Raw genomic sequence first — 16,861 nt, 5'->3', positions numbered from 1 at the left:
GTCACCAGGGTTGCTCGAAGGAAGTCTCTGCGTCGCATCGTCGGTTTCGTTGCCATCCGGGTCTACCTCAGCTCGCAGCGATAACACCCTGGGACCTGCGCAGGCAACCGGATGGCAAGGAGGAGGCACAGATGCTTGACGGCACCTTCGAGCCCTGCATGTGCTGGCTTTCGAAGCGGTGGAATCTGGGGATGACGCACTGCGCGCACGCCGCAATCCGCTCGAGGAGATCACGATGAGCACGCTGCCTGCGGAGTTGGTTGTGTCGCTGCAAACCCGGCTGGAGGCTCCGGGGGGTGGCCCGGGTTCCGGTGGGGCGGCGGACGTGATGACGCATGGGCGGGCGCCGGTGCACACGGTGTACGGAGGGGCGCACCTCTTCCGGGCCGATGCAGCGCAGAAGCTCGGGGGGCTCGCGCTGCGGGCGCTGGAGGCGTACGCGCCCGACGCCAGCGCGTTCGCAGGGGCGCTGGGGTTCCCAGGAGGAGACGACGAGGCGTTCGCGACGGCGGTGTATCGGCAGGTGCTGGAGAAGCTGCGGCGGGAGCCGGTGGAGGATCTCCGGATCGATTTCGAGGACGGCTACGGCGTGCGGTCGGAGGGAGAAGAAGACGGGCACGCGGAGGCCGCAGCGCGGGAGGTGGCGCGTGGGCTCGGGCTCGGGAGCCTGCCACCGATGCTGGGGATCCGGGTGAAAGCGCTGACCCCCGAGCTGTGCGGGCGGAGCCTGCGGACGCTGGACCTGTTCCTGTCGACGCTGGTGGAGGCCACCTCCGGGGCGCTGCCCATGGGCTTCGTGGTGACGCTGCCGAAGGTGAGCGCGCCGGGGCAGGTGGAGGCGCTGGTCGACGCGCTGGAGGCGCTGGAGCGCGGTCTGGGGCTCCAGGCAGGCGCGGTGGGGCTGGAGATCATGGTGGAGACGCCGGAAGCCGTGGTGGGGCCCGACGGCTCACTGGCCGCGAGGAGGCTGTGCGCGGCAGGGCGGGGCCGGTGCGCGGCGGTGCACTTCGGGCCGTACGATTACACCGCGAGCCTGGGGATCATGGCGGCGCACCAGCGGCTGGATCATCCGGCGTGCGAGGCGGCGCGGGAGCTCCTGCAGGTGGCGCTGGCGGGGACAGGAATCCGGTTGTCGGATGGGCCGACGAACGTGCTCCCGGTACCAGTGCACCGGGTGGGCGGGGCGGCGGCGGGAGCGGCGGCGGGGGCGGTGACAGAGGGGGCGACGCTGACGGAGGCGCAGGTGGAGGAGAACCGTGGGGCGGTGCACGGAGCGTGGCGGCTGCACGCGGGGCAGGTGCGGAGGGCGCTCACGCAGGGCATCACCCAGGGGTGGGATCTGCACCCGGCCCAGCTCCCGGCGCGCTACGGGGCGGTCTATGCGTTCTACCTGGAGGGGGTGCCGGCTGCGGGGGAGCGGCTGAGGAACTTCCTCGATCGGGCGGCGCAGGCGACGCGGGTAGGTGTGGTCTTCGATGACGCGGCGACCGGGCAGGGGCTCCTGGGTTTCTTCTTGCGGGGCGTGGCCGCGGGCGCGTTCACGGAAGCGGAGGCGCTGCGGTGGTCGACGCTGACGCCAGAGGAGCTGCGGAGCCAGTCCTTCGCGCGGATCGTCGGGGCGCGCAGGTGAGTGCCGGAGGGGTGCCGGTCCTTCGCGCGGAGCGGCGGCGGCCGTGGGGGCGCGGCGCCATGGGGCGCGGCCAGGTCGCTGGTTGTCGTCACCCAGGGGCGTAGAGGCGGCGCCAGGCGGGGGGGTTGGCGATGCCTTCGTCGCGCATGGCGCCCTCGGCCTTCACGACGAGGGCGCGGCCTTCTTTGCCGCCGAGGAGGTGCCCCTTGCGGAGACGTGCGCAGGCGACGTGCAGGTACATGCCGGCCGCGTCGAGGCGCCTGATGGCCACGTCGAGGTGGGAGATGGCGGCGGAGGTGTCGCCAGAGAGGGCGAGGGCGCCGGCGAGGAGGAGATCGCCGAGGCCGCTGCACTCGCCGAAGTCGAGGTCGATGAGGAAGCGGGCGTCGCGCTGGACGGCGCGGAGGTTGCGGCGCGCGGGGCGGCCGGCTGCGATGTCGGCGGCGGCGCCGGCGAGGGCGACGGTGCCGCGGAGGAAGTGGGCGTCGAGGGCGAAGAGGCGGACGCGGAGGAGCTTGGAAGCTTCAAGGGTGCTCCAGGCAGCGTCGAGGCGGCGGCTGGCGGCGTCGACGTCGCCGTCGTGGAGGTCGCACCAGACCTCGACCTTGAGGGCGAACCAGTGCTGGTAGGTGAAGGCCTGGGCGTACCAGCGCGACATGGCCTCCGCGGCGCGGGCCCGGGCTGCCGGGATGTCGCCCGAGGCGAGGTCGACGGTGGCGCAGAAGAGCTGGAACTCGACGATGCTGAAGATGTCGCCGATCTGCTCGGCGTCGCGGAGAGAGGCGTTGGCGATGCGGCCGAGCTCGCGGAACTCGCCGAGCCAGATGAGGGCGCTGCAGGAGCCGGAGGCGCAGGTGCTGACCTCCCAGCGGACGGCGCTGCAGCGGCTCTTGAGGATCTCGCTGCCGGCGGCGAGGTGAGAGATGCCTTCGTGGAAGTTGCCGGCGCTGACGGCGGCGATGCCCTTGCAGCCGAGGATGACGCCGTCGAGGTAGGGGCTCGCGAAGCGCTCGGCGATGCGCTCGGCTTCGGCCATGAGCAGGTTGCCCTTGCGGATGCCGCGGCGGGTGCCCTCGTAGACGGTGAGCATGCCGAAGAAGACGAGGGCGCGGGCGATGTGGCGCGGCTCTCCGGCCTGGAGAGCGAGGAGGACGTACTTGAGCAGGAAGGCGGCGGCGCGGATGGAGTCGAACGAGAGCAGGCCCTTGGCCGCCCACCAGCAGACATCGAGGCGCAGGAGGTCCTCGGGAGAGAGGGCGCTCTCGTCGCGCTCGCGGTAGCGGCGGCCGCGCAAGGAGATGCGGAGCATGCGGCCGATGACGAGGAGGAGGGCGCGGCCGGGGCTCGCGGGGTACGAGAGGCCGACGGCGCGGAGCGCGGGGGCGAGCACGGTGACGCCCTCGCCGATGCGGCCGCTGCCGAGGAGCTGCTCGGCGGCGCGGCCCCGGAGGCGGAGGGCCTGGAGCTTTGGCAAGCTCTCGGCGGCGGCGAGGTAGATGGGGGCTGCCTCGGCGCCGCGCCCGGCGTTGGCGAGGGCGTCGGCGAGGCGGCCCTGGAGCGGGGCGATGTGGGTAGGGAGGGCGTCGAGCTCGGCGTGGCACGCCACGGCGATCTGGTAGAAGTCGGCAGCGCGATCGAAGGCGAGCGCGGCGGCGGCGCGCTCGGCCGCGTGCTCGGCATACTCGGCGGCCCTGGCGAGGTCACCGCCGCCGCGGAAGTGGAGCGCGAGCTGCTCGGGCTCGGCGGCGCCGCCCGCTTCGAGGGCGCGGGCCAGGCGGAGGTGGAGCCGCGCCCGCGCCGCGGGTTCGAGGCGGGAGCTCACCGCGTCGCGGATGCGGTCGTGGTAGACCTCGACGGCGTCGCGATCGCGGGAGCCGCGCGTGCGCACCAGGTGCCTGCCGCGCAGGAGGGCGAGGGCGGCGCGGGAGGAGGGGCCACCTCCCATGGCCTCGGCGGCGATGCCCTGGCGGATGGGGCGGCCGGCGAGGGCGATCACCTCGAGCAAAGCGCGGGCATCGTCGGGAAGCTCGGTGATGCGCGTGGCGAGGAGGGCCTCGAGCGAGACGATGAGGTCGGGGGGCTCCGCGGGATCGTCGGGTGACGAGGCGTCGAGATCGGCGCTCCGACCATCACCGCCCGTGTGGAGGTAACGGACCAGCTCCTCGACGAAGAGGGGGCACCCTTCGGATTCGTCGGCGATGCGGGCCGCTCGTTGGCTCGGCTCGGCGCCCTCCTCGCCGAGCATGGCGCGCGCGAGGCGGGACGCGTCGCGGTGTTCGAGCGGGCCCACGTCGAGGATCAGCGCTTCCAGGGAGGGCACCTCCGCCTGGAACAGCTCGCGCAGGAGGGGGCTCGTCTCTTCTTCCTCGGTGCGGTAGGTGCCCAGGAAAAGGAGGAGCGGGGCGTCCGGCGGCGCGAACAGCTCGGTGAGGAGGTGGGCACTGTCGCGGTCACCCCACTGGAGGTCGTCGATCCAGAGGATGAGGGGACGCGCGCGGCCCATGCGCCGGAGGAGCGCCTTGAGGGCGCGGAAGGCGTGGCGACGGCGTTCGAGGAGATCGATGTCGGCCTCTGGCTCGGGCTGCGTGGCGCCAATGGACTCGACAGACTGGAGCACCGGGAAGAGGCGCGCGAGGTCGAGGGCGCCCTCGGGGAGGAGCTGGGCCACCTGCTCGGGCTGGAGCTTCTGGAGGTGACGGGCGATGGCGTCGGCGAGGCTGTCGAAGGCCTTGTAGGGGACGTTCTCGCGCTCGTAGCAGCGGCCTTCGAGCACGAGGGCGCCGCCGCGCTGGCGGACGTCGGCGAGGAAGCTGCGCACGAGGGCACTCTTGCCCATGCCGGAGCGGCCGTGCAGGTAGACGGTGGCAGCGCTGCCGTCGCGGAGGGCCTGGTAGGCGGCTTCGAGCGCGGCGAGGTGTGTCTCGCGGCCGATGAAGGGGGGGCTGAAGCTGCGAGGGCCGACGGAGGAGCGCGCGCTCGTGGGAGAGGAGGGCGTCGCGGAGGGGATGGGGTTCGCGCTGATCGAGGGGTTGGAGGAGGTGGTCCGGAGCGAGGGGATCGGTGCGGAGCTCGGGGGACCGAACCTGCGGCTGGAGACGGGAGAGCGGGAGCTGGAGACCGCGAGGTCGCGGTCCTGTGCGAGCAGGCGCGCTTCGATGTCAGGGCCCGTGGGGCGCGCCTCCGGGTTGAAGCTGAGGAGCTCGAGGCAGAGCGCGCCGAGGTCGGCGGGGACTCCCGGAGCGTGGGACGAGGGGTGGCGCGGGGGGTTGTCCTTGCGCTTGGCCTTGATGATCTGGTCGACCGAGCCCTCGTAGGGAAGGCGCCCGGTGAGCGCCTGATAGAGCATCACCCCGACCGCATACCAGTCGGTGGCCGCGGTGGCGGGCAGCCCGAGGACCTGCTCCGGCGCCATGAAGGCCGGGGTCCCCGCCGTGACGTCGTTCGCGGCCATGCCGGCCATGGAGAGGCTGGCGGCGAGGCTGAAGTCGAGGATCACCACCCGGCCGGTGTGGGTGACGATGACGTTGCCGGGCTTGAGATCGCGGTGGATCTTGCCAGCGGCGTGGAGGGCGTTCACGCCTGCCGCGAGCTGCCTGAGCGCCAGGCGCAAGCGCTCGGTTTGCACCAGGGGAACGGCGGGGTTCGGGGAGAGCGCGGGAGGCGCCAGGGAGGCGCCTGGCCGAGGAGGAGGCTCGGAGGTGACGCTGGTCGTGATCTGCGCCGCTTCGGTGGCCTGGATGGAACTCATGGACACCGTGCGGGCAACGCGGATGGCCGCGTCGTCGCGCACGTGTTCGAGGAAGCTCACCCCGTCGAGGAGCTCCATGGTGAAGAACACCATGTCGTCCGTGGCGACCAGCTCGTGGGTCACGACGAGGTTGCGGTGCGCGATGTCGACGGAGGAGCGGAACTCGTTCTTGAGGCGGGAGACGCTGTCGGGGTCGACGCGGTGCAAGGTCTTCAGCGCGACCAGCTCGTTGCGATCGATGTCGGTGGCCTTGTAGACCACGCCCATCCCGCCCTCACCGAGCTTGGAGACGATGCGGTAGTGGCCGATCTGCTCGCCAGGTTCGAGGCGGCGCGCGGAGGGGCCCGATCGCGAGGGGCGCGGGCGGCGCGCGTCGGCCGCGCGGGTCGACGAGCCGAGGCGCGATTCGGTCGGGGCGTCCGGCTCCGCGGCTGGACGGGCGGCGCGGAGGGTGGGCTCGGCGCGTGGCTGGCCCTGCGAGGGTAGGGTGCGCTCGGGTGGGGTGCGCTGCCGCGCAGCGGCGCCATCGCTCGAAGAGCGCGGGTCGTGGGGCAGCGGGGTCACCTCGTCCAAGCGTCACGCTCCAGCGGTCATGATGGCGCCGCACACTCCCGGGGCAAGAAGCTATCGACGATATCCCTGACAGGAGCGTCCCTACAAGCGCGCTTCGTGGCGGAAAGCGGCGATGAGCGAGGCGTCCGAGCCAGAACTTTACGGCAGCGTCGATGAACGGGGCGGCTGCGTCGGTAGACAGGGCGGATCAGGGGCGGCTGAGGATGCGCTGGAAAGAGGTGAACCGGCGCGGTCGAGGGGCAGGAGGCGCAGCAGGACGCGCGCGCGGGGGTTGAGGCGAGGGGCGTGGGAAGAGGGCCGTGGCAGGGGGGCTGGCGCTGAAGGGCTGGACGGAGAGGACGCGCATGAGGGCTTCCACGATCTTCGTCAGCTCCTGGATGCCCTTGAGCTTCTCGCGCTCGGCCGGGGCGCTCCTGGCGAGGTCCTGCTGGCAGAAGGCGTGGCCGGAGCCCACGAGCGCGATGGCGGCCTGGGTCATCTCGGCCGCCCAGATCGGGGTGATGGGGTCCGGTGGCGGGGAGAGCAATCCGGTCTGGACGAGCGCCTGGACGAGCGCCTGAGCGAGCCAGATCTGCAGGGCGGCAGGGTCCCTGCGCCAGGGCTCCGCGCTCGCCTCCCAGGCCTGCACGTCGATGCGGGTGGCAGCGTGGAGCTGCTCGGCGAGGAGGGTCAGCGCCTGCTTCACCTGGTCCAGGGTGAGGGCGGGCGGCTCGAAGACGGGTGGAGATGCGGTCGGGGGTTTCGGAGAGGTGCGGGGAGGCCGGGGCAGCTTGCCGAGCACCTGGGCGGCGACGTAGCGGCCCGAGATCACGGCGCCGTCGAGGTAGCCGAGGCCCTGCCGGTGGTCGGAGTAGACGCCGGGCTGGGTGGGGTCCGTCGAGGGGGTGTAGGTGGGGGCGGTGGTGGGCGCGAGCTTGCGCGCGGTCTCGGCGGAGGCGAAGTAGACGACGCCTCCCCAGGGCTCGTTGAGGAGGCGGGCGATGTTCCCGGCGCCGGAGAGCATGCCTGGTTCGAGGAGCATGTTCGGTCCGCCGCCGACCCAGCTCTCCGCGGCGTTCCAGGTGGCCGCGGCGAGATCGATGAAGTGGGGCGAGGTGGAGAGGGCGCGCGTGTCGTTGAAGAGGAAGGCGAGGGCCTCGGTGACGTGGCGGGTGATCGCTTCCTTCGTGGGGAACGGCCCGAGCCCATCGGCCTGTGCGCCGACGGTGAAGGTCATGAGGGCGTACACGCCCCTGTTGTCCGGGCCAGGAGGCGAGTCGTCCATGACCCACAGCACGGGGTGGTTCGCGGCCCCCGCATAGCCGCTGCACTTGTTGCCGTTGCTGTCGCGCCACCAGGGAGTGTCGTAGAAGACGCGGCACTTGAGGGTGCGCCCCATGGTGGACTCGAAGAGCCGCTGGCGCGCCGGTTCGAGGGGCGGGTCGTAGGAGATGCGCCCGGCAGTGGAGGGCGACATGGCGACGATGACCTTGCTGGCCTTCCAGACGGTGCCGTCCTGCAGGGTGACCTCGACGTAGCGGGCGCCCTTCGAGGCCTTGCGCTGGGCGATGCGCTCGACGGGCTTGCCGAGATGGATGCGGTCGCGGAAGGGGCGGGCGATGCGGTCGAGGAGCGCGCCGACGCCGGTGGAGAGATAGAACTGCTGGGGGCCGCCCAGGCCGTCGTTGATGAGGTGGAGGAAGCCGCCCGAGCAGGCGCAGTACCAGAAGAAGTAGAGCGCGGAGACCTCGGTGGGCTCGGCGGAGAGGAGCGCCTGCACGGAGATGGTCACCAGGTCCCGAGCTTCCTGGGGGATCCAGGGGCGGGAGAACCACTGGGCCACGGTGAGCTGGTCGAGCGGGAGGATCTCGAACGCAGAGGACCAGGGCTCGGCCACGTTGACGGCCTGCTCGATGGCCTCGATCTCCTGGATGAGAAGGAGGACCGCGACCACCGTCCAGAGGCCCATCTCGGGCGGTATGCCGCCGATGCCGAACAGCCAGCTCTCGCTGTCGTTGACGTACCGCTTGCCGTTCAGCACCGTCACCTGATCGGGCCAGCCCTTGCGGGCCGTGTAACCGTCGATGACCGCGTGGGGGAGGTGCTCCTGCGCGAGGCGCCAGATCTCGGTCTGGGTCTGGCCGATGTACTGGGCGCCCTGGTCGAAGTGGTAGTCCTTGGAGCCTGGTCCGCACGCGGCGCGGGCCATGGTCTTCACGCGGCCGCCGATGCGCTCGGGGTGGGCTTCGAGGAGCGCGAAGCTCACCTTGGCGCGGTGAAGCTCGGCAGCGGCAGTGAGGCCGGTGAGGCCGCCACCGATGATGAGAACGTCGGCAGTGAATGCGTCAGAGCCCGGCATGATGCCCCCTGGGTACGCGCCAAACCGACATGGCTGGCATGTTGAGGACGGTACCGAGGCTGCGACGCGGCCGCAATGTCACGCCGTGGCGAGATCTCCTGCGAAGGCGTCGGCCTGGACGAGGAGGCCCGGGAGGCCACCCGTGTGGAGGAAGAGCACCCGCTTGCCGGCGAGCTCGCCACGCTCGGCCATCTCCCACAGGCCAGAGAAGGCTTTGCCGGTGTAGACGGGATCGAGGGCGAGGCCTCCGAGGCGCGCGGCCTCCACGATCCGGCGCCGCTGCTCGGGCGTCGCCACGGCGTACGCAGGTCCGCGGGCCCGCTCGTCGACGCGTAGCGTCGCGGGGCTGCCGAGGGCTGGTTCGAGCGCGCGGGCCTCGTCGACGATGCCGGCGATGATCCGCTCGAAGGTCGGGGCGTCGTCGCACACGACCATGGTGCGGACCTCCTCGGCGACCTCGTAGTGAGCAGCCCCGAGGGCGAGGCCTGCGGCGGTCCCGCCGGAGCCGCAGGCGTGCACGATGACGTCGAAGGGCTTGCCGGAGGCGAGGCCGAGGTCGAGCTGGCGCCGGACTTCCTCCATCGCCCGCACATAGCCGAGCGCGCCGAGGCCGTTCGAGCCTCCCTCGGGGATGACGTAGGGTTTGCCGCCTGCAGCGCGGACCTCGGCGGCGACCGAGGCGAGGAGGGCGACGCGATCGCGGTACTGCTCGGGGGTGATCAGGCGGATCTCGGCTCCGGCCATGCGGTCGAGGAGGACGTTGCCGGCGAGGGGAGCCCCAGCGGCAGGATCCGCCGTGCGCAGGACCAGGATCGAGCGCAGGCCGAGAGAGGCGCCGAGCAACGCGGTGGCGCGGGCATGGTTGGACTGGATGCCGCCGCAGGTGATGAGGGTGTCGGCCCCCTCGGCGAGCGCGGCAGCGAGAAGGATCTCGAGTTTGCGGATCTTGTTGCCGGCCTCCGCGCCGCCGGTCATGTCGTCGCGCTTGACGTACAGGTCCACGCCGAGCGCCTCGGCGAGGCGCGTGGGGCGCTGGAGGGGCGTGGGCAGGTGCGCGAGGTTGATGCGGCGGACCATCAGTCCACCTCGAGGAGTCGAGCTCCCCCTTCCACCGTGGCCCCCGGGGAGACGAAGATCTGCTTCACCACGCCGTCACGCTCGGCCGCGAGCTCGTTCTCCATCTTCATCGCCTCGACCACCACCAGCGGTTGACCTGCGCGGATCGTATCGCCTTCCTGGACGAGCACCTTGAGGACCCTGCCCGGCATGGGAGACCGCAGCAGGCCCGCGCCCTGCCCCTGGGCCTTCGAGATGCCGATCGCGTCGCGGGACCGCTCGCTCTCCACCTTGATCTGGTAGCGCTGACCGGAGGCCACGACCCCGAGCTGAGGAGGCGTTCCCTCCAGCCAGAGGTCGACCCCGCGGCCTTCCACCAGGAGGTGCGTCGCAGTGCCACTGCCGAAGGCGTCCACGTCGACGGTGCGCCCCTCCAGCGCCGCCTGGAGCCGACCCGAGGGTAGCTGACTCACGTCCACGGGGATCTCTCGGCCGGAGGGCAAGGTGACGAAGTACCGCATGTGGTCTCCCGACAGGTGAACGACTCCTCATAGAGCAGCCCGGTCAGAAAGTGGAGCGTCGTTGCAGGAATCCACGAGAGCCCATGGTTTTTCGGGCCGCGGGGAGGACGTCCGTCGCCCATCGGCGAGAGGCGACCCGAGGGGGGGGGGACGCGCGAGGTGCACAGACGTACATGGGTGGAGATGGTCTCCATGGAGCGTCACCAGAGCGTCACCCTGCGCCATCGGCTCACCTCGTGTGCCCAATGGCAATGAAGGGAGCCAGAAGGCGACACCAGCCCACTCTTCTTTCGCCATTCAATCGGCTCCGGCGAATTTGCTTGAAGTAAACGAGTCGCTCTGGCTTGGTGCAATGGCACTACCGCCAGCTCCGCGATGGTTCCCGCAGCGAGGGCCTGGATTGGTCGATGTCATCCCGACGAACCCATTGCATCGAGGAAGACACTCATGACGCATCTCGCCCGCTGCTTGTCGAAGATCTGTCTGTCCGTGGCGCTGGCCGGTTCCTTCACGTTCTTCGCGGAAGAAGCCTCAGCGCAGCCCGCTCTGTTCTATGACTGGGCCCAGGATCTGGTCGACAATGTAGGCCCTTCCAACAACGACTACGGAACGAGTCCTTTCTTCATCAAATGGGCCGGCATCGGCGGGTCCATGCAGTATGAGAACCGAACACTCTGCAGCAACTTTCTGACGGCACTGCTCCAGCACGCCTACCACCTCAGCCCGGAAGACATCCGGGTGTGGACGGGCAGCACCAGCCCCAATGCGCTGAAGTATTACCAGACCATCGTCGCGCAGCGAGGATTCACCCGGATCCAGCAACTGGCGGAGCTGGAGCCTGGCGACATCATTGCGATCCGTTACACGACGGGCACCAGCGCCAGCGGTCACCTGTCCATCGTCGAGGATTACCCGTCGTGGCGGGCGTCGACGAGCCCCATGGTCTCCGGGACGGTGCAGTACGAGGTCGCCATCATGGACTCGACGGAGCGGGGACATGGTGAGGGCGACAGCCGGCTGCAGGCGGATGGGGTCACCTGGAACAAGGGTGCAGGACGCGGCACCATGCGGTTCTACGCGGACGCCAATTCAGGCGTCATCGTGGGGCATACCTGGAGCCTCTCGCCCTACTCCGTCTTCTACAACATGTCGGAGCGCACCGTCGCGGTGGGCCGTCTCGACGAGAATCAGATGTAGTGCACGGGAGAGGCGGGCTCTTTCTTCGGGGATCCGGCAACGGGGTACGAAACCGGAGGGGTCTATACTAGATACCCTCCCCGTGCCGACCCTCAACAGCCCCCAACCCGTCCTCCTCGGCCGCCCTCTCACCCTCACCGACATCGAGGATGTGGCGCGCCGTCGCCGTCCCGTCGCCGTCTGCGATGAGGCTCGTACCCGCACGGCAGCCTCGCGGCAGGCCATCGACGACATCCTGGCAGATGGCGACGACGCTCCGGCTGTCTACGGCGTGAACACGGGTTTTGGAGCCCTGGCCGAGAAGCGGATCGCCCTGCACGACATTGCCACGCTCCAGCGTAACTTGGTACGCAGCCACGCTTGTGGCGTCGGCCCCGACCTCGGCGATGCCGAGGTACGGGCGATGATCCTGCTACGGGCACAGGTGATTGCCCTGGGATACTCCGGGGTGCGCCCGCTCGTGCTCGATGCGCTCGTCGGATTGCTGGAGTCCAACGTGTGTCCGCGGATTCCGGCCCAGGGCTCGGTCGGCGCCTCGGGGGATCTGGCGCCCCTCGCGCACCTGGCGCTGGCGCTGATCGGAGAGGGAGAGGCCCGGCACGGGGGGACGCTGTTGCCGGCGGCCGAGGCGCTCGCGCGGGCAGGTCTCGCGCCCGTCGACCTGGTCGCGAAGGAGGGGCTCGCGCTGATCAACGGCACGCAGTACATGACGGCCATCGGCGCGCTGGCACTGCGCGATGCAGCAGCGCTCTGCGCGCTCGCCGACGTGGCGGGCGCGATGAGCCTGGAGGCGCTGATGGGGTCACGCCGTCCCTTCGACGATCGGCTGATGCAGGTCCGCCCGCATCCTGGGCAGATCTCGGTGGCGCGGAACCTCCGGGTGCTGCTCGCGGAGAGCGAGATCATGGCCGCCCACGCCGACTGTTCCAGGGTGCAGGACGCCTACTCGCTCCGGTGCATGCCGCAGGTCCACGGCGCGTCACGGGACGCGCTGGGGTGGGCGACCGAGGTGCTCCACCGCGAGGCCAACAGCGTGACCGACAACCCCACGGTGTTCCTGAGGGAAGGTGCGGCCGATCTGCTGTCGGGGGGGAACTTTCACGGGCAGCCGGTGGCGCTCGCCCTCGACCTCGCCGCGATCGCGGCGGCGGAGCTTGCGAACATCAGCGAGCGCCGGGTGGAGCAGCTCGTCAACCCGTCGCTCTCGTGTGGGCTACCGTCGTTTCTCGCGCCGCAGAGTGGCCTGAACTCGGGCTTCATGATCGCCCAGGTCGCGAGCGCGGCGCTGGTGAGCGAGAACAAGGTGCTCTGCCACCCCGCTTCGGTCGACTCGATCCCGACCAGCGCGAACCGCGAGGATCACGTGAGCATGGGGAGCATCTCGGCCCGCAAGCTCTCGCAGGTGATCGACAATGTGCGCTCGTCCATCGCGATCGAGCTGCTCTGCGCGGCTCAAGGGCTGGACCTGCGGCGTCCGCTGCGTCCGACCGCGGGGGTGGCCGCTGCCCACGCGGCGATCCGGAAGGTGGTGCCAGAGCTCACCACGGACCGGCCCCTCTACAAGGACATCGCCCTCGTCAGTGATCTGATCCGCGGCGGGGAGTTGCTGCAGGCCGTGGAAGCCGTGACGGGTTCTCTTCAGTGAGCGAGCAGGCCGGCGGAGAGAGTGCTGTCTACTGATGGAAACTTGCTGAACACGTAGGCAATGCTTCCCGAGGTCGAGCGCTGTACCTTGGGCCTGTGTCGACGGCGGTGCATGGGTCCGGTGGTGCTGGTGGCTCCCGAGAACCTCGCGCTCCCGGAGCTGCAGGCCAGGCGCTGGGCGACTTCCCGCTGGACGAGGTGCGTGATCTGCTCGGGGTGGTGCGAGCCGTGTACGCGGCTGCGCGTGAGCGGGGTGCTGGGCGGGGTGAGCTCGCCCGGATCAGCAAGGTCGGGCAGGAGCTGGGCCGCGCGCTCGATCTGGCGGAGGCGTCTCGACGCGACAGGGCCGCGGGGGAAGCGGCGAAGTGCTGCCTGGAGGAGGCGCTCGCCAGCGCGGCAGGGCTGGTGGACCCGTTGACGCCTGCAGCACCGATCGTTCAGGCGGCGCGGCAGCGCGTGGCAGCGCCTCGCGTTTCTGTCCGCCGCAAGCCTGACCAGCGCTGAGCCTCGTCGCGCAGGGTCGCTCAGTGGGAAGGGGTCGAGGGGTCGAGGTCCCCGGTCAGGGAGCGCGCGCCGGAGCTCAGCGGTAGAACGCCTGGGCTTCGTACTGGCGGGCGCCGCGCTGGCGGGCGTCCCGCCGGAGGCCCTGCATGACCACCTTCACCAGCTCCCGGACGTAGGCCCGGCGGTCGTGGTGTGTTTTGTCCGGCAGCCTCAACCCCAGGGACCGGCCGAGTCGTTCCACGTTCTCGACCCGGGCTTCTCGCAAACAATCAATATCAAGATCCATTCGGCGCGCGCCTCTTACCGGAGATGACACGGTCTTGTCCAGAACGGAGCTGCACGGAAGGAATTCAGGGTTTGCTTGGTAAAGGGAAACTTGCGGCTCCCGGTGAGGCGACCCTATGTCGGGTGGTGAGATGGGCCGTGCCAGGGCCCAGCGGCAGGTGTGGGCCGGCGTCCCCCTGACCCGATCATGTCGTCGGGTTGAGCGCGCGCACGGCAACGCAACCATCCGGAGGGCTGCACGATGGCAGAGTCAGGGAAGAGACCGCATGTGGTGATCGTCGGCGGGGGGTTCGGGGGCCTCAACGCTGCCAAGGCGCTCGGCAAGGCGAAGGTCGACATCACCCTGGTGGACCGGACGAACCACCACCTCTTCCAGCCGCTCCTCTACCAGGTGGCGACGGCGAGCCTCTCGCCGGCTGACATCGCCGTTCCCATCCGGGGCGTGGTCTCGCCCTACCGGAACATCCGCGTGCTCATGGCCGAGGTCGTCAAGGTCGAGCTGGAGCAGCGGCGGGTCGTCCTCGATCGAGGTACGCTCGATTACGACTACCTGATCCTCGCCGTGGGGGCGCAGACCAACTACCGCGGCCACGCGAGCTGGGCTCATGACGCGCCTGGGCTGAAGAACCTGGCGGACGCCATCCTGGTGCGCGAGCGGGTGCTCCGTGCTTTCGAGGCCGCCGAGCGTGAGCCGGACCCGGAGGTGCGAAGGCGCCTGCTGACGTTCGTGGTCATCGGGGGCGGCGCGACGGGGGTGGAGATGGCGGGTGCCTTCGCCGAGCTGTCGAGCTTCGTGCTGAAGCGCGACTACCGCGTCGCTGACGCCGCGACGACGCGCGTGGTCCTGGCTGAGGCGGGGCCGCGGACGCTGACAGCCTTCGCCGAGCCCCTGTCCAGGAAGGCCGAGGAGCAGCTCACCTCGCTCGGGGTGGAGGTCCTCCACCGTACAGGGGTGAAGGGCATCGACGCGCGCGGGGTGACCTTCGAGGACGGTACCTTCGTGCCGGCAGCGACGGTGCTGTGGGCCGCGGGCGTGCAGGGAACCCCGCTTACGGCGTCGCTGGGGCTCGAGATCGATCGCATCGGTCGGGTCAAGGTGCAGCCGGACTGCTCTCTCCCGGGTCACCCCGAGGCGTTCGCGATCGGCGACATGGCGGCGCAGCGTGACAAGAACGGGGTCGATGTCCCCGGGCTGTGCCCGGCGGCGATCCAGCAAGGGAAGTTCGTGGCACGCTGCATCCTCGACGATCAGCGGAGCCGTCCCCGAGGGGAGTTCGCCTACCTCGACAAGGGGACGATGGCGACCATCGGCCGTTCACGCGCCATCGCGCAGGTCGGGCGTCTGAAGCTCACCGGGTTGCTCGCGTGGCTCGCCTGGATGGCCGTCCACATCCTGTTCCTGATCGGTTTCCGCAACCGCTTCATCGTGATGTTCGAGTGGATCTGGCAGTACATCACCTTCAAGCGAGGAGCGCGGTTGATCACCGGCGTCGATCGCGAGGGGGCCGAGCCGCCGTCGCTGCGCGCGCAGCTCAACGTCACCACCCGGGAGCCGGCCGAGGTCGCGGGCAGGACTGCCTGATCCTGGCGCGTCAGGAGCGCGGGGCGCTCACCCCATCCACTCGCTGACGCCGTCGAAGAGCTGCTCGGCTTCACCAGAGGACAGCCCGAGCTCCCGCGCCAGGGTCCCGAGCGCCGTGGCTTCGCCCCGCGAGAGATCACCATCGACGAGCGCGACGCCCGCGGCGAGCTGGAAGGCTTCGTAGCGCGCGTCGAGGCCACGCAGCATCGTCCCGGCCCGGGCAAGGCAGGCCTCGAAGCCCTCACGCCGCTGCGCCTCGGTCCAGGTCGCGAGCACCTCTCCCACCACCGCCCTGTCGAGGATGCCATCCGCGGCGATCACGATGGACTCCAGCGTCTCCTGAGGTGCGGGCGCAGCGCTCTGCCCGGGAGCCGTCGAGACCAGCAGGACTGCGCCGAGGATCCCCGACAGCGTGTCTGCCGCCACGCGGTCCTCGGAGGAGCCTTCTCCCGTGCCCGGCGCGCGGCGACGCTGCCAGGCCGTCTGGCGAGCGCGCCACGGGGATGGCACCCCCTCGTCCTCGTCACCCCCCGAGAGCGCTCCCAGGCTCTGCTGCCGTTCGTGCAGGGGCTCACCTTCGAAGCGCCGCTGCGGCTCGCGGCGGAATCCCAGGGCGCCGGGAGCGTCGTCGAGGGCACCGGCATCCAGGTTCACCTCACCCGTACAGACCATGGAGCCAACGCTACCAGAGGGTCATCCGTCTGACCTCTTCTCTCACCCTGAAGCCGGGCGGCGACCGAGGTACCAGCGTTGTTCACATGTCGTTTCTGGGCCAGACGTGGCCAGAAAAGCGAGAGGGTGAGGCCCGTGGCTGGCCATCGTTGACCGACGGCCGGCCAGGTAGCCGGCTACCCCTGCAGCATCTTTCCCGGGTGTTGCCGCCCCACACCACCGGGTGGGATCCACGCCGCGCGGCTCCTCCGAGCCACGCGCATCGTGGTCCCTCTGCGGCCCGTGCGCCTCGCATCACGTGCAGCCTTCTGCACCTGCGCGTGGCCGCCCGACAGGCGAAGTTTCCCCCTGATCATCCCCTTGGTAGCCCCGTCCGGAGTTGAACCGGAATGCCCTCCCGGGCAATGGATTTTAAATCCACCGCGTCTGCCAGTTCCGCCACAGGGCCAAGATCTGCTGACCGCGTCCTCCCCTTCCCCGCTCACCTCCTCCCCCTGAGATCCGCTGCAACCTGGCGCCTCTCTCGCGATACCCGAGGGAAGCCGCCCCACCCGCGCAGGGTCTCTCTCACGCTGCGTGCGCGCTTCCGAGCAAACGCCAGACCAACGAGGCACCTGCGACGAGACACCTATCCTACCTTCCAACACCTCGGGCAGGTGTCTCCTACAGTTCCCCCTCGAAGCTCGGCACGCACTCCTCTCCCGACGCCCGCGCGCTTCGTAGCGCAGGTCAGTGCGTGCACCCATTGTCACAAGCTCCTCACGCGAAGAGCAACGGTCGTCGAAGAGAATCGAGGCGAGCCTCTGCACCGCGCGCGCCCTCGACACACGCATGGGTGTTCCGGACGCTAGACGTTCGACGAGATGCGAACGGCGAGCCGGGTCGCTCCGTTCTCGACGCGTCGAGCCGCGCACGCGGCAGGGTGACCTCGGGTGACGACGCCGGAACGCGCTCGACGCGGCCAGAACACCTGCGGGAGATCTCCGTGGGGTGGCAGAAAGTCGCGCGATCCAGGGGCCCAGACTGGCGCTGCACGCGCAGGGCTTCACAATTCGTGCCCAGCCATCACGCACCGGCGATAAATAGGAGAGGTATGGCATGCACAGCCCCG

11 protein-coding genes and 1 tRNA gene are annotated in these 16,861 nt (G+C 70.2%); 5 read left to right on the top strand and 7 right to left on the bottom strand.

All coding sequences use genetic code 11. The features are described from left to right. Window positions 1-235: 235 nt before the first annotated feature. Complete coding sequence (locus CAP_RS23100) at window positions 236-1,630, top strand: DUF6986 family protein (protein WP_081865180.1); 1,395 nt, start codon at window positions 236-238, stop codon at window positions 1,628-1,630. A gap of 88 nt (window positions 1,631-1,718) precedes the next feature. Here CAP_RS23100 and CAP_RS23095 read toward each other — a convergent pair whose 3' ends face one another. From CAP_RS23095 to CAP_RS23080, 4 genes are all read right to left on the bottom strand, one after another. After that, window positions 1,719-5,942, bottom strand: coding sequence for a serine/threonine-protein kinase (locus tag CAP_RS23095; protein WP_156041062.1), 4,224 nt, complete (start codon window positions 5,940-5,942; stop codon window positions 1,719-1,721). Between the two features lie 196 nt (window positions 5,943-6,138). Then, complete coding sequence (locus CAP_RS23090) at window positions 6,139-8,289, bottom strand: flavin monoamine oxidase family protein (protein WP_044244733.1); 2,151 nt, start codon at window positions 8,287-8,289, stop codon at window positions 6,139-6,141. Between the two features lie 78 nt (window positions 8,290-8,367). Continuing rightward, window positions 8,368-9,366 (bottom strand): D-cysteine desulfhydrase family protein, encoded by a 999-nt coding sequence (locus CAP_RS23085; protein ID WP_044244732.1) that lies wholly within the window; start codon window positions 9,364-9,366, stop codon window positions 8,368-8,370. After that, the gene (locus CAP_RS23080) at window positions 9,366-9,848 is read right to left on the bottom strand and encodes a biotin/lipoyl-containing protein (RefSeq protein ID WP_231511637.1); all 483 of its coding nucleotides are present in this window, start codon (window positions 9,846-9,848) and stop codon (window positions 9,366-9,368) included. Before CAP_RS23080 ends, CAP_RS23085 begins: the two co-directional genes overlap by 1 nt. A gap of 465 nt (window positions 9,849-10,313) precedes the next feature. On the opposite strand from CAP_RS23080, the gene CAP_RS23075 reads away from it, so the two are divergent. The 3 genes from CAP_RS23075 (at window position 10,314) to CAP_RS23065 (ending at window position 13,211) form a co-directional block, all read left to right on the top strand. Then, entirely contained in the window at window positions 10,314-11,063 is a 750-nt protein-coding gene (locus tag CAP_RS23075) for a hypothetical protein (RefSeq protein ID WP_052375688.1), read from the top strand. 82 nt (window positions 11,064-11,145) lie between these two features. Next, window positions 11,146-12,708 carry a histidine ammonia-lyase gene (hutH, locus tag CAP_RS23070; protein WP_044244728.1) on the top strand — a complete coding sequence of 521 codons (1,563 nt, stop codon included), beginning with the start codon at window positions 11,146-11,148 and terminating at the stop codon, window positions 12,706-12,708. A 95-nt stretch (window positions 12,709-12,803) separates the two neighbouring features. Continuing rightward, a complete protein-coding gene (locus CAP_RS23065; RefSeq protein ID WP_231511636.1) occupies window positions 12,804-13,211 on the top strand; it encodes a hypothetical protein in 408 nt (135 codons plus the stop codon). Window positions 13,212-13,287: 76 nt separating this feature from the next. Here the strand turns inward: CAP_RS23065 and CAP_RS23060 are convergent, their stop codons facing one another. Continuing rightward, window positions 13,288-13,452 (bottom strand): hypothetical protein, encoded by a 165-nt coding sequence (locus tag CAP_RS23060; RefSeq protein ID WP_197041313.1) that lies wholly within the window; start codon window positions 13,450-13,452, stop codon window positions 13,288-13,290. A 285-nt stretch (window positions 13,453-13,737) separates the two neighbouring features. On the opposite strand from CAP_RS23060, the gene CAP_RS23055 reads away from it, so the two are divergent. After that, a complete protein-coding gene (locus CAP_RS23055) occupies window positions 13,738-15,078 on the top strand; it encodes an NAD(P)/FAD-dependent oxidoreductase (RefSeq protein ID WP_081865169.1) in 1,341 nt (446 codons plus the stop codon). A gap of 27 nt (window positions 15,079-15,105) precedes the next feature. On the opposite strand, the gene CAP_RS23050 is transcribed toward CAP_RS23055, so the two are convergent. Both CAP_RS23050 and CAP_RS23045 read right to left on the bottom strand, forming a co-directional pair. Then, window positions 15,106-15,750: a tellurite resistance TerB family protein gene (locus CAP_RS23050; RefSeq protein WP_044244725.1), complete on the bottom strand. Its 645-nt coding sequence runs from the start codon at window positions 15,748-15,750 to the stop codon at window positions 15,106-15,108. A gap of 361 nt (window positions 15,751-16,111) precedes the next feature. After that, window positions 16,112-16,198: transfer RNA gene (locus tag CAP_RS23045), tRNA-Leu, on the bottom strand. Between the last annotated feature and the right edge of the window lie 663 nt (window positions 16,199-16,861).

The organism is Chondromyces apiculatus DSM 436, assembly GCF_000601485.1.
GTDB classification, from domain to species: domain Bacteria; phylum Myxococcota_A; class Polyangia; order Polyangiales; family Polyangiaceae; genus Chondromyces; species Chondromyces apiculatus.
The sequence above is the reverse complement of the archived record's forward strand: the minus strand, read 5'-3'. Positions and strand labels throughout refer to the sequence as shown.

Coding starts and splice junctions, on each gene's coding strand:
- CAP_RS23100 (WP_081865180.1), top strand. CDS start 236: ATGAGCACGCTGCCTGCGGAGTTGGTTGTGTCGCTGCAAACCCGGCTG.
- CAP_RS23090 (WP_044244733.1), bottom strand. CDS start 8,289: ATGCCGGGCTCTGACGCATTCACTGCCGACGTTCTCATCATCGGTGGC.
- CAP_RS23085 (WP_044244732.1), bottom strand. CDS start 9,366: ATGGTCCGCCGCATCAACCTCGCGCACCTGCCCACGCCCCTCCAGCGC.
- CAP_RS23075 (WP_052375688.1), top strand. CDS start 10,314: ATGACGCATCTCGCCCGCTGCTTGTCGAAGATCTGTCTGTCCGTGGCG.
- CAP_RS23055 (WP_081865169.1), top strand. CDS start 13,738: ATGGCAGAGTCAGGGAAGAGACCGCATGTGGTGATCGTCGGCGGGGGG.
- CAP_RS23050 (WP_044244725.1), bottom strand. CDS start 15,750: ATGGTCTGTACGGGTGAGGTGAACCTGGATGCCGGTGCCCTCGACGAC.